This window comes from Nonomuraea sp. NPDC001636 (assembly GCF_040298265.1).
Lineage (GTDB): Bacteria > Actinomycetota > Actinomycetes > Streptosporangiales > Streptosporangiaceae > Nonomuraea.
In genome coordinates, this window is the sequence record NZ_JBEOZT010000054.1 from 23494 (window position 1) to 35563 (window position 12070).

Annotated in this window: 10 protein-coding genes; 7 read left to right on the forward strand and 3 right to left on the reverse strand. The window is 64.0% G+C overall.

Annotation, left to right across the window (positions count from 1 at the left end):
- Nucleotides 1-97: 97 nt before the first annotated feature.
- The 4 genes from ABT158_RS49360 to ABT158_RS49375 all read left to right on the forward strand — a co-directional run bounded on the left by ABT158_RS49360 (nucleotide 98) and on the right by ABT158_RS49375 (nucleotide 5378).
- Entirely contained in the window at nucleotides 98-2845 is a 2748-nt protein-coding gene (locus ABT158_RS49360; RefSeq protein ID WP_352366130.1) for a helix-turn-helix transcriptional regulator, read from the forward strand.
- An 83-nt stretch (nucleotides 2846-2928) separates the two neighbouring features.
- Nucleotides 2929-3693, forward strand: coding sequence for an alpha/beta fold hydrolase (locus ABT158_RS49365; protein ID WP_352366132.1), 765 nt, complete (start codon nucleotides 2929-2931; stop codon nucleotides 3691-3693).
- Between the two features lie 25 nt (nucleotides 3694-3718).
- The gene (locus tag ABT158_RS49370; protein WP_352366134.1) at nucleotides 3719-4519 is read left to right on the forward strand and encodes an alpha/beta hydrolase; all 801 of its coding nucleotides are present in this window, start codon (nucleotides 3719-3721) and stop codon (nucleotides 4517-4519) included.
- Between the two features lie 73 nt (nucleotides 4520-4592).
- A complete protein-coding gene (locus tag ABT158_RS49375; RefSeq protein WP_352366135.1) occupies nucleotides 4593-5378 on the forward strand; it encodes an SDR family NAD(P)-dependent oxidoreductase in 786 nt (261 codons plus the stop codon).
- Nucleotides 5379-6052: 674 nt separating this feature from the next.
- Here the strand turns inward: ABT158_RS49375 and ABT158_RS49380 are convergent.
- Nucleotides 6053-7537 carry a DUF8370 family protein gene (locus ABT158_RS49380; protein ID WP_352366137.1) on the reverse strand — a complete coding sequence of 495 codons (1485 nt, stop codon included), beginning with the start codon at nucleotides 7535-7537 and terminating at the stop codon, nucleotides 6053-6055.
- Between the two features lie 382 nt (nucleotides 7538-7919).
- On the opposite strand from ABT158_RS49380, the gene ABT158_RS49385 reads away from it, so the two are divergent.
- Nucleotides 7920-8936 carry an NAD-dependent epimerase/dehydratase family protein gene (locus ABT158_RS49385; RefSeq protein WP_352366139.1) on the forward strand — a complete coding sequence of 339 codons (1017 nt, stop codon included), beginning with the start codon at nucleotides 7920-7922 and terminating at the stop codon, nucleotides 8934-8936.
- On the opposite strand, the gene ABT158_RS49390 is transcribed toward ABT158_RS49385, so the two are convergent.
- Nucleotides 8933-10165 carry an NsdA family TPR-like regulatory protein gene (locus ABT158_RS49390; RefSeq protein ID WP_352366141.1) on the reverse strand — a complete coding sequence of 411 codons (1233 nt, stop codon included), beginning with the start codon at nucleotides 10163-10165 and terminating at the stop codon, nucleotides 8933-8935. The two genes, ABT158_RS49385 and ABT158_RS49390, sit on opposite strands and share 4 nt — an antisense overlap.
- A 301-nt stretch (nucleotides 10166-10466) precedes the next feature.
- A complete protein-coding gene (locus tag ABT158_RS49395; protein ID WP_352366143.1) occupies nucleotides 10467-10850 on the reverse strand; it encodes a GntR family transcriptional regulator in 384 nt (127 codons plus the stop codon).
- Between the two features lie 350 nt (nucleotides 10851-11200).
- Between ABT158_RS49395 and ABT158_RS49400 the strand changes: the two genes are divergently transcribed.
- Together ABT158_RS49400 and ABT158_RS49405 are read left to right on the forward strand one after the other, a co-directional pair.
- On the forward strand, nucleotides 11201-11374 hold the full coding sequence (locus tag ABT158_RS49400; protein ID WP_352366145.1) for a hypothetical protein: 174 nt from the start codon (nucleotides 11201-11203) through the stop codon (nucleotides 11372-11374).
- Between the two features lie 313 nt (nucleotides 11375-11687).
- Complete coding sequence (locus ABT158_RS49405; protein ID WP_352366147.1) at nucleotides 11688-11846, forward strand: hypothetical protein; 159 nt, start codon at nucleotides 11688-11690, stop codon at nucleotides 11844-11846.
- The last annotated feature ends 224 nt before the right edge of the window (nucleotides 11847-12070 follow it).

Sequence of the window (12070 nt, forward strand, 5' to 3'; positions counted from 1 at the left end):
CCCCGTGCAAGATCGGCCTGGTCAGCAGGGAACTGTCAACAGATGTGACAGCGAGTTCGCTGGACGGAACCTCCACCACAGGCGATCATGGTCGTATATGCATGTAAACCGGCCAGTAAACGAGCTTTTCGGGCGAGAGTCCGAGAGGCGGCGTCTCAGCGCGTTCGTGGGCGGCGTTCACCTGAGCGGCGGGGCGATGCTGGTGCGCGGCGAGCCGGGGATCGGGAAGTCGACCCTGTTGCTGGACACGGCCGAGATCGCCGCCGCGCACGGCATGCGGATCCTGCGGCTGGCCGGGGTGGAATCAGAGACCCATATGCCCTTCGCCGGTCTGCACCAGGCGCTGCTTCCGCTTCGTGCCGAGATCAGGGGACTGCCCGCCCCGCAGCGCGATGCGCTGGGAGCCGCGTTCGGCTTGACCGACGCCCGGGTGCCGGACCCGTTCCTCATCGCCTTGGCCGCGCTGAACCTCCTGGGCGAGGCCGCCGCCCGCGCACCCGTCCTGCTCCTCGCCGAGGACGCTCACTGGCTGGACCGCGCCAGCGCCGACGTGCTCGCGTTCGTGGCGAGGCGGCTGGACTCCGAGCCGATCGTGCTGCTGGCCGCGATCCGCGACGGTTTCCCGAGTCCCCTTGACGGGGTGGGCCTGCCGGAGCTGGTCCTCGGCCGGCTCGATGACGCCGCCGCGACCGCTCTGCTGGACGCCTGCAGCCCCACCCTGCCCCCGGCGGTGCGCGCACGGCTGCTGCGGGAGGCGGCTGGAAATCCCCTGGCCCTCGTCGAGCTGCCGATCGCCGCGCAGACGCAGGACACGAAGGGCCCTCTGCCGCCGGGATGGCTCCCGCTGACCACCCGCCTGGAACAGACCTTCACCGCCCGCCTGTCGGGGTTGCCGCCCACTACGCGGACTTTGCTGCTGGTGGCCGCGCTCAACGACAGCACCGCTCTCTCCGAGGCCGTCGACGCCGCCGCGCTGATCACCGGCGCGCCCGTCACGGCGGAAGACCTGTCGCCCGCGGTCACCGTACGGCTGGTCGACGTGCACGAAGCCGGAGTGTCCTTCCGGCATCCGCTCATGCGCTCGTCGATCTATCAGGGGGCGAGCATCTCCCAGCGGCACGCGGTACACGCTGCCCTGGCCGACGTACTGAGCGACCGGCCGGACCGTCGGCTCTGGCACCGCGCGGCCGCCACCCCCAGGGCGGACGAGAGCATCGCCACCGAGCTGGAGGCCGCGGCCAGGAGCGCGCGACGCCGGGGCGACCTGGAGTCGGCCGTCGCTGCCCTGGAGCACGCGGCCAGGCTTGCCGAGGATCCCGCGCACCGAGGTGAACGGCTGGTGCGGGCCGCCGAGTACGCGGCCGAGATGGGGCGGCGCGACATCGTCGAGCGGCTGCTGGCCGAGGGTGAGCAGTTGCGGCTGTCAGCCCGGCAGCGGGCCCGGATCGTGTGGATCCGGGAGAGCTTCGAGGACGGCATCCGCCACGACAGCGCGGCGGCGCACTCTCTGGCCGACCTCGCCGAGACGATGGCGGCACAGGGGGACGTCGACCTCGCGCTCAAGCTCCTGTCCAGCGCGTCCTTGCGATGCTTCTGGGCTCACGCGGACGACCGGTCGCGGCAACGGGTCGTCGCCGTGGCCGAGAGCCTGCCCGTCGACGACCTGGACGGGCGGCTGCTGACGGTCCTGGCGTTCGCCGCTCCGATCGAACGCGGCAAGGTCGTGATCGAGCGACTATGGCAGCTGGCCGCCCACCCGACCGATGGCTGGCTGGCGGCCCGCCTGCTGGGCAGCTCGGCGTTGATGGTGGGGGCCTTCGACCTGTCGGAGGAGTTCTGCGCCGCGTCGCTGCCGCCCTTGCGCGTGCAGGGGCGGCTCAGCCACCTGGCACGAGCCCTCGGGGCGCAGGCCTGGAGCGCGGCCCGGCTGGCCGACCTGAGCGCGGCGATCCCCGCCGCCGAGGAGGCGGCGCGGCTGGCGCACGAGACGTCCCAGCCGTTGATGCACGCCATCGCCCAGGCCTCGGGCGCGGTGCTCGCCGCGCTGCGCGGCGAGCAGGAGCGCGTGGAGAGCCTCGCGGCGGCGGCCGAGCAGGTGGCCCTGCCCGTCGGCGCCCGCCCCGTGCTGGCCACGGTGCAGCTCGCCCGAGGGCTCGCCGCGCTGGGCGAAGGGCGTTACGGCGACGCCTTCGACCATCTGCGGCGCATGCACGATCCCGCCGACCCGGCCTTCCACCTGGCGCTACGCTGCTTCTCCCTGGCTGAACTGGCGGATGCCGCGGTGCACTGCGGTCAAGGCCGTGCGATCGCCGGCATCGTCGCGGACCTGGAGGCGGTGGCGCTCACCACGCCGTCGCCGTCCTTGCACGCCGACCTGCGCTACGCCCGTGCCATCCTGGCCGATGAGGCCGCCGCGGAGCCGTTCTTCGACGCGGCGCTCGGGGCCGACCTGCGGCGGTGGCCTTTCGTCCGGGCCCGCGTGCTGCTGGCGTACGGTGAATGGCTCCGGCGCCAGCGCCGTACGGCCGAGTCGCGGCGGCCCCTGCGCACTGCCCGTGAGACGTTCGACGCCTTGGGGGTCATCCCCTGGAGCGAGCGAGCGCGCCAGGAACTGCGGGCCTCCGGCGAGAGCAGCCGCAGTCGCAGCAGCGAGGCGCGCGACGTGCTGACCCCGCAGGAACTCCAGATCGCCCAGATGGCGGCCGACGGCCTGACGAACCGGGAGATCGGCGAGAAGCTCTACCTGTCTCACCGTACCGTCAGCTCCCACCTCTACAGGATCTTCCCCAAGCTGGGGATCGCCTCGCGATCGGCCCTGAGCGCGGCACTGCGCGTATCGGCCTGACCTCGCTGTCGCCTTGGGTCACGCATGGTGACGCAGTCATGTGACGCATGCGGGGCGCGCATAGGGCTTCCTACCGTGAAGCCATGACAGCAGACAGATCCTTCAGGAACGGCAGCACACCGACCGTCGTCCTGGTGCACGGCGCGTTCGCGGACGCCTCGAGCTGGGCGGGTGTGATCGCCGAACTCCAGGATTCCGGGATCCCGGTGACCGCGGTGGCCAACCCGCTGCGCGGACTGGCCACCGACGCCGCCTACCTCGCCGGTGTCGTCGCCGCCATCGACGGTCCGGTGCTGCTGGTGGGTCACTCGTACGGCGGCGCCGTCATCACCTGGTCCGCGGCCCAGCCGGGCAACGTGGTCGGACTGGTCTACGTGGCCGCTTTCGCCCTGGACGAGGGGGAGAACGTCCTGGACATCACGGGACGCTTCCCTGAGAGCGCGCTGGGCCCGGCGCTGCGACCGGCCGTGTTCCGCACCGCCGACGGGGAGGAGGCCGTGGAGCTGTTCCTCAAGGACGAGCAGTTCCCCGCGGTGTTCGCCGCCGATCTGCCCGACTCCCTCACCTCGGTGGCCGCCGCCGCGCAACGCCCGATCGCCGCCGTGGCGTTCGAGGACCGCTCTCCCGACGCGAGCTGGAAGACCATCCCCTCCTGGTACGTCGTGGCGAGCGCCGACCAGGCGATCCATCCCGACGCACAGCGTTTCATGGCCGAGCGCGCCGGGGCCGACACCATCGAGGTCGACGCCTCCCACGCGATCGCCCTGTCACAACCGGCGGCCGTGGCCGGCCACATCCGCACCGCCGCGACCGCGTCCAAGGCGGTCAAGCACACCCATCCGGCCTAGCGGCCGTGTTCCTGAGGAGCGACCGATGACCGCACCGACCATTCCCGTCATCTTCATCCACGGCCTCTGGCTGCACGCCACCTCCTGGTCGTCCTGGACCGAGCTGTTCACCGGCGCCGGCTACGACGCGACGGCCCCCGGCTGGCCGGGTGACGGCGACAGTGTCGAACTGTCCAGGAAGGCCCCCGACAGCATCGCCGACCACGGCATCGACGACGTCGTCGCCCACTACACCGAGATCATCAAAGCTCTGGACGTCAAGCCGATCCTGATCGGCCACTCCTTCGGCGGCATGATCGCCGAGAAGCTGCTCGGGCAGGACCTGGCCAGAGCCGCGATCGCGATCGACGCCGCGCAGATCAAGGGAGTGCTGCCGCTGCCGCTGTCAGCGCTGCGCTCGACCCTGCCGGTGTTCAAGAACCCGGCCAACAAGCACCGGGCCGTCTCCCTCACCCTCGAGCAGTTCACCTACGCGTTCGGCAACGCCATCCCGGCCGAGGAGGCCGCCGAGCTGTACGAGCGCTGGACCATCCCCGCGCCGGGCAAGCCCCTGTTCGAGGCCGCCGCCGCCAACTTCTCCCCCCACTCGCCCGCCAAGGTCGACACCGGCAACAGCGCCCGGGGGCCGCTGCTGCTCATCGCCGGCGGCAAGGACCACACGGTCCCCGAGAGCGTCACCAAGGCGACGCTCAAGCAGTACCGGGACTCCACCGCGATCACCGACTACCAGGAGTTCCCCGACCGCGGCCACTCCCTGACCATCGACCACGGCTGGCGTGAGGTCGCCGACGCCTGCCTGACCTGGCTCGCCAGTAACAACCTCTAGACCAACCAGAGCAGCCGCGGCGTTGAGCGTCATCACCGGTCGACGCCGCGGCTGTGCCGCAGAAAGGGATGCCATGGACTTGGAACTGCAGGGCAAGGTCGCGGTGGTGACCGGCGCCGGCAGAGGAATCGGCCTCGCCATCACCCGGGCCCTGGCCGAGGAGGGGGTCCACGTCGTCGCCGGATCACGCCGAAGCACCCCTGAACTGAAGGAACTGGGTGCGCGAGCAAGCGTGCGGACGATCGAGGTCGACCTCGCCACCACCACGGGACCGGCCCAGCTCATCACCGCCGCGCTGGCACACGGACGCCTCGACATCCTGGTCAACAACGTCGGAGCGGTCGCGCCGCGCCTGACGGGGTTCCTGAACGTCACCGACGAACAGTGGCACGACAGCCTGACGCTCAACCTGATGGCGGCGATCCGCACCACCCGCGCCGCGCTGCCCACCATGCTCGCCGCCGGGCACGGCAACATCATCACGATCAGTTCGGTCAACGCCTTCCTGCCCGACCCGGAAGTGATCGACTACAGCGCCGCCAAAGCGGCCCTCACCAACTTCTCCAAAGCGCTGTCGAAAGAGGTCGGGGCCCACGGCATCCGCGTCAACACCATCAGTCCAGGCCCAGTGAACACGGACCTGTGGCTCGGGGACGAAGGCGTCGCCGCGACCGTTGCCCGCGCAAGCGGGGGGGACCCGGAAGCAGTGGCCAGGCAGGCCGCCGCCCAGGCCGAGACCGGCAGGTTCACTCATCCACACGAGATCGCCGACCTGGTGCTGCTCCTGTCCAGCGACCGGGCGGGGAACGTCACCGGCACCGACTTCGTCATCGACGGAGGACTGACCAAAACCTTGTGAACCTCCCGCCTTCAGGATCAGCGATGGCTGGGGTCGAGCGCAGAATCTCTATTCGAACGCGCTCCGGGTGTTCGGCCGGCTGATGTCGCTGGGCCGCAGCCAAGCGCCGTCTTCGATGAGGCGTTCGCCGCCGTGCGCATCACGGTGCTGAAGACTGCGCCGCGGCCACCGAGGGCGAACCACCATGCCGAGCGCTGGTGAGGGTGGGGGAGGCGTCCGAAACTGGCAGTCTCCCTTGGGTCTCCCATCTGGAGTCTCGCCGGCCTACGGATTCGGCGGGATCAAGGGAACCGCAGGTCGAGACCGGAGTTTGAGAGTAGGGCGGGTGGGACTTGAACCCACGACCCACGGATTATGAGGCAGGCGTGCAGGCGGCGGATATGCGCAGGTGACGAAGCCGTCGGGCCTTGGTTGATCTTCGGATTGCGCACGTATTTGGCATGACCATGGATGTAGTGCCTTGAGGAAAGATCAATTAGCGACCCATCTCTTCTATGGCGGACATGTGTGAACGGCCATCTACATGCGTCTCAGGCAGTCCTGTTCGATGGGCCCTCTGGACTTCGCAACGGTCCGTGTACGGACGCATGGTCATGCGCCCTGGATACGTCCTCCGCATCACCAACCTCATGTGTAGGAGATGCTGTGGCTGACCTGTGGTCCAGCCTGTGGTCTTAACTCACAAGATCGCGGAATTGTTCGTGCAGGAGCCTGAACTCCTGAGGTTCGGGCCGATCTACCAGCACGGAATCAACTATGTCCGTCATCGGCATCCGAGACTGTTTTACCTCATCTACGAGTGAGTACAGATCGTCATCATCGAGAACTAAGATATAGCTCTTTTGGGTATGAGCCACATCGCGACAGCGTCGCAGAAACACGCTTTTGTTCTCGAACGAACGGCAGACGATGATCCCGACTCGCCCTCGTATCGGCGAGAGCCGTCCGTATATTTGGTCCAGCTCGGGATTCTTGAGATCCGAGGTATAATTCTTGCATTCCACGAACACATATGGACAGAGATATCTATTCCGAGTCAGCCAGTCGAAGAAGCCGTGACGTGCCGTATTTGTATAAAGGATGTCTACTCGCTTTCGCCCTTCATTCAAGTCATGCTCTATGACAGGTTGCGTGAGCGAGGGATGGAATAGTGGAGTTAACAATGCCTCCACTGCGTCATGGTAGCGTTTAGCGTCGGCTGATCCCGGTGGTATGGCCAAAACCTCGCTCAGCAGTTTGTCGAAATCGACCTGTGGTGTACCGGTGGCCTTGCTCAGCTCATCGAGCGTTAGTGGAGGTGAAGGATTTTGGCGACGCTCCTCCTTGTACGATTGAAAAACATCTGTACGCTCGTAAGTTAGATTCGCAATTACGGTTTTATCGCCTCCATATTCTGCTTCAACGTCAGCCTTGTTGACGTACTTCTGGCCATTTTTGGCAGTCCTGACCAGCTTGCTGGCAGGATTGTCTAGTTCCGCATGTTGCAGGGCTGGCGCAAGATGTCGCCGGAAAAAGTCTTCTTTGGTAAGGTGAAGATCGTATCGGACTATGATCTTTGGAACCAAAAGAAGGGGTTTGCCTTCCGCAACCGGCAGCCGAGTGTAGTCTTCTATCCAATCCCTGCGAATTGGGTCCCATACCAATCCACTGTAGACGCCGTCTTCGAGCGGTATTCCGTACATGGCGCAGACGGATTGTGTGTAGGCGATAAGCGCGCCACGGATGACGTTTGTGGTTACATCCGAGATGATATCCTTGCCGATGTTGGCAATAAAAAGTGCTGTATCTTCAAGGTCCTGCAAAATTCCTGTTTCAGCCGCACGACTTGCGGTCAGGTTCTCGCAGATCCTCTGTACTAGTTCTGGCCCCAGTCCGCGGCCACGCGATTTCCCCTTCGATAGCCCAAAGTGGGTTTCGTTCGGTTCCTGGAGCCTTATCAGCAGCTCTTTAAGTCGTTCTTGGTTGCCCCCTTTGAGGGCGTCGAGGACGCTCTCAAAAAAGGTGCTGAGCATCTCAAGCGATTGTTCGGCCCATTCGCCGGGCAGGTTCCTTATTGCGCTCGGATCGATGTATACAGGGGTGTCGTTTTCGATATCGATGTCGACAAAATCGAGAGAGGGTTGAGTCCGGTTTAGTCCGAAATACTCCGAGACGCGCATTCATACTCCCAGCCGAGAGATTCGTCTGCCAGTCCAGCTAATATGACGACGGTCCGTTTGTCCATCCCATCTGCCGACCACCGCGGAGCGGCAGCTGGCCGGCGATGGAGGTGCAAGCCCAGCTTGACGTGTTCCTCGGCCTGGGCATCTTCCGCGGCGGGAGTCGCTACCGTGCCGTTCCAGGGTCGGGAGCGACTGCGATGGCAAGCCCTCCTGAGCTCCTAGCAACCGAGAGAGGGAAAATCGCCCAGAGTGCGAGAATCCCGGCAAGAGCACATGTAACCGGTCGAAGCATGGTCGGGGCGGTGCTACTCATGAGTTGATCTTCTAGACTGATGCGGAGCACTGCCAGCCGTTACCTGAGAGGCAGGAGGGGCCTAGCATGACCAGACTTCTCGTTCTGGGCGGCACCGCTTTTGTTGGGCGTGCCATTGTGGAGAGTGCCCTTGAGCGTGGTTGGGATGTGACGGCGTTCAATCGCGGACAAACCGGCTCATCGCCTGCGAGCGTAAAGACGATCTATGGAAATCGAGAAAATCCGGTTGATGTTGCGAGGTTGGCTGCAGCCGGAACGTGGGACGCAGTTGTTGACACCTCGGGATATGTTCCCCGAAATGTGTTGGCAATGGCGCAAGCTCTGGAGCCTGCGGCTAATCGATACGTCTTTATGTCAACAGTGAGCGTCTATGCTGACTGGCCTGCTATCCCTCTTACGGAAAGCTCTGCCGTTCTTGAGTGCCCACCGGATGCGGACGAGAATTTCGGGGAAGATGTAGAAGATGGCCCAACTAGGTACGGGTATCAAAAGTCCGGCTGTGAGCTGGCCGCTCAGATAACGTTTGGTGGAGAGAGAACCACAGTTCTTAGGCCCGGCGTAGTACTAGGACCTCATGAGTACGTAGGGAGACTGCCGTGGTGGCTAAGGAGAGTCTCCGAAGGAGGTCGCGTCCTGGCCCCTGGAAGCCCTTCGCGAACTATCCAACCCGTAGATGTGCGCGATCTCGCAGGCTTCGCTGTCCATTCGGTAGCACATGGTCTGTCAGGCAAGTTCAACGTAACCGCACCAGCTGACTTTGACACCTTCGGTGGCCTCCTGAGTGCCTGCGCATCGGTAACCCAATCGGATGCGGAATTCGTTTGGGTTACCGATGAGGTGTTGCTTGCGGCCGGAGTGCGTCAATGGTCTGAGATGCCATTGTGGCGCGTGCATGCAGGCGTTTGGCGGGTATCTTCCGACCTAGCCCGTTCTCAAGGTCTAGAATGTCGGCCGCTTATGAGCACTGTGCGCGACACCTGGAAATGGCTGAGTGCGGCAAGTAGCCTCGCGGCAAATGAGCGCTCTAGCGAGGTGGGGATTAGCAGAGTTCGAGAGAGCGCCATTCTAGCTTCGCTGGACTAAATGGCTTCGTCAACCACGTCGGGTCTAGCGGCCGTGTCTTTTAGCCAGCCATCGATACGCAGCGATAGTGCCTTGGATCTGGGCTCCTTAGCATGTCCTCGGTTGTCGAGAATGTCTTTGACCTTAGCCAGTCGGCCAGCAAGGGAAGCGTTGCGCAGCTCTTGGGGCAGCGTGAGCGCTGCTTCCAATTTCTCTTCGGCGGCATCCCGATTTCCGCTAATCAGGTACGCCGCAGCGAGGTCTATTGTTGCACCTGTCGTTGGTGAGAATGGTCGCCGCTCCTCCGGTAGGGAGGTGTAAACGTTCAGCGCCGCCTCCGCGTAGGAAGCTGCTTTCTCTCCATTTCCGACATGGAGCCATGCGGCGGCGGCACATGCAGCTGCCCGCGCATCGTCGAACGTGAACTCTCCCCTGATTGAGTCATTTAGCTCGTCTGGGCGCCGCGCGCGGTCCTCAAAGTCCGATCGGGCTTGCGCCAGCACCTCGCCAATCGCCTGCTCATTGCCTTGAACTGCATGAGCGCGACTAGCGATATAAAGCAGGCGATAGTGAGGAACCCCGTGAGGGGCGATTGACAGGCCCCGTGACAAATAGGATAGCGATTGCTCTGGTTCGCGTCGCCAAAACGCGAGAGTGCCTTGGAGCCCGAGCGTCCATGCTTGGAGCGACGAATGCCCGGCAAGCTCGGCGTACGTTGTAGCTGACCTTGCAAGGGTGGCCGCCGCCTGCCAGTTGCCGAGGTCGAATGCAATCGAGCCCATCAGCGCATTCGTTTGTCCAAGTATGACGTAAAGGTCTGCAAGGTCAGACGGGCGGAATGTGCGTTGGACCAAGGTTCGAGCCAGATCTCTTACGTCTCTGGCATCCACGAACGCGACCATCGGAGGGCGAGACGAGTATGCGCGAGCTACGTACACCGTTCGGTCGTGCAGGTCGGAGATGCTTTCAGTTGGACATTGAGCAGCTCTCAGCGCTGCGTCTTCCGCGGACTCGTTAGCCGCGACCATTACCACCTCGCGAGAGTCGTGCTTGTGTTCTCGGGTTGGTTCTTGTGTATGCCGCTCAAACAGTATAGCAAACCGTGCCTTTACGGCATCCGGCGCCGTTTCAAGTGCAGTATCAAGCACTTGTTGCATTGCTGGCACCGGAATAATGTCCGGCTCTGCATCCCATTTGGCGACGGTTCGGGTGGCAACCCCTAGATGATCCGCATACGCCTCAATGCTCATGCGCCACGCAGTACGGAGCGCGCCGGCCTTACGCCCGGTCCAAAGATCGACAACCACCATGCCCCTACCTGCACTTCTCGGTGTCTTTCTCGTGCGCCTGCACTACCAGTGCATCACGAGTGCAGCGCCAGTGCGTAGCGAATGCATGGCTTGGGTCAGTTCGTTCGCGTTCACTTGAGAGTGCAAGGCCGCGACGGATCACCTGGAGTGCACCAGCACACAAGTAGGTCCTGAGGCGGGGCCAATCGGAGTCGGTGGATCAGGGGGGAGGATACCCAGAATGACTCCTTGCGGAGATCGCCTATTTCGCGTGCAGTCGATCGACAAGCCCGGCAAGAGCATCTTCGGCTGATACCAGCATCTTTCGGGCGTCCTTAATCTGCTGTTGTACCTCTGCCAGTTCGGCCCGAAGTTGATCAGAGGTGCTCGTCAGGGGTGCCTTTGCCGGGTCAAGGACATAAGCCCCGCTAGCGGCGCGGATTGTCACCATGCCCTCAGCCTGGAGAATTCGCACGGCCGCCTGCGCGGTGTTTTGTGCCACTTCGTACTTTTCTGCAAGTTGCCGATACGAGGGAAGGCGGGTACCTGCCGGCCACTGTTCGGCCTCAATGTCCGCCCTGATGATCGCCGCAAGCCTGTGACTCGCGTGGATCTTCTGACCTTCCGCACCTGATCGCTTTTCCACATGGCAAGCGTACTCGACTGCCTTAAGGCAGTGGGTTGACGTGAGCCGGGCCATGCTCTACTGTCCTGAGTCAGTTGAACTGTCTTAAGGCAGTTGCAGCACCCTGCACAGTTCTACGCCGTATCTGGGACGGCGGCGCACCCGCGCACCACTAGGGCTGTCGCACTTGATCGTTTGAGAACTGAACAGTGACGACTAAGGGTCACCGCCTCCCGCGAAAAGGCGGCCTAGCAGGGCAAACGAGCCCCTGCGCCACTTCAACGTTCACCCATTTCGCCAACGGTGAGAGGGCCTGGTGCCCGATGTGCCGCGGCTCTCTCACCGCTGCTGCCCGAAGGGATAGATGCACCGTGTACTCCGAGCGCAGACCACTGCGCCGCTTCCTGCTCTACCTGCTTCTCGGCCTGGTTCTGGTGTTCGTCGTTCGACAGCCGGACAAGGCCGCCGACATGGCCACCAGCGCCTTCAACGGGCTGATGACGGTGGCCGATGCGTTGGCCTCCTTCGCCAACAACCTCGGTTAGTCACCGCCCGCCGACTCTTCCCCTCAACCGCCCTGATGGTCGTAGGCGGGGTTCGACTCCACGCCAGGGCGCTACCCACCAACCGGCCCGCATCGAAAGGGATTCAGCCCGTGAAACGGCGTAAGGCCATCGAGTTCTACAGCCCGGACGGTAGCGAGTCCCACACGGGTGACTGCCCGAGGTGGATCGCCATCACTCGGCGCGTACGCCCTGACCTGTGTGAGCGCACGGTCATCGTCTACGGCAACGGCCCGTGGCCGTGCTGGAGCTGCTAACCCCCGCACTCGACTGTCATCCACCAAAGGGAGTTCTGATGGTTTCCATCCGGTTGGTTGGCGCGCCGGCTGAGGTCGCCGATGCCGTGCTGACCCTGCATGAGACATTCTCCGTTACCGCGATCAAGGGGCTGTGCCCCTCGGCGCCCACGCAGACGAACGTCCGCGTCTATGTCGAGGTGAACACCCGCACCTGACCCGCACCCAACAGCCCGACCAGCAGACCCCCAGCGTGCAAGTCCTGGGCGGGCACTGGCGGGAGCACCACAGGCTCCCGCAACCCGATCACGAAAGACATCCCAGGAGCTTAGATGTCAAGCCGCGATCGATTCTGCGTGATGCGACCAGGCGGTCGTCTCGTCGTAGAGGGTGCCGGTTTTGAGGCATCCATGCAGGATGCCGACGAGCCGGTTGGCGAGCT

What these genes read in the sequence shown, in the direction of transcription:
- ABT158_RS49360 (WP_352366130.1), top strand. Translation starts at nt 98, where the DNA reads ATGCATGTAAACCGGCCAGTAAACGAGCTTTTCGGGCGAGAGTCCGAG.
- ABT158_RS49365 (WP_352366132.1), top strand. Translation starts at nt 2,929, where the DNA reads ATGACAGCAGACAGATCCTTCAGGAACGGCAGCACACCGACCGTCGTC.
- ABT158_RS49370 (WP_352366134.1), top strand. Translation starts at nt 3,719, where the DNA reads ATGACCGCACCGACCATTCCCGTCATCTTCATCCACGGCCTCTGGCTG.
- ABT158_RS49375 (WP_352366135.1), top strand. Translation starts at nt 4,593, where the DNA reads ATGGACTTGGAACTGCAGGGCAAGGTCGCGGTGGTGACCGGCGCCGGC.
- ABT158_RS49380 (WP_352366137.1), bottom strand. Translation starts at nt 7,537, where the DNA reads ATGCGCGTCTCGGAGTATTTCGGACTAAACCGGACTCAACCCTCTCTC.
- ABT158_RS49385 (WP_352366139.1), top strand. Translation starts at nt 7,920, where the DNA reads ATGACCAGACTTCTCGTTCTGGGCGGCACCGCTTTTGTTGGGCGTGCC.
- ABT158_RS49390 (WP_352366141.1), bottom strand. Translation starts at nt 10,165, where the DNA reads ATGAGCATTGAGGCGTATGCGGATCATCTAGGGGTTGCCACCCGAACC.
- ABT158_RS49405 (WP_352366147.1), top strand. Translation starts at nt 11,688, where the DNA reads ATGGTTTCCATCCGGTTGGTTGGCGCGCCGGCTGAGGTCGCCGATGCC.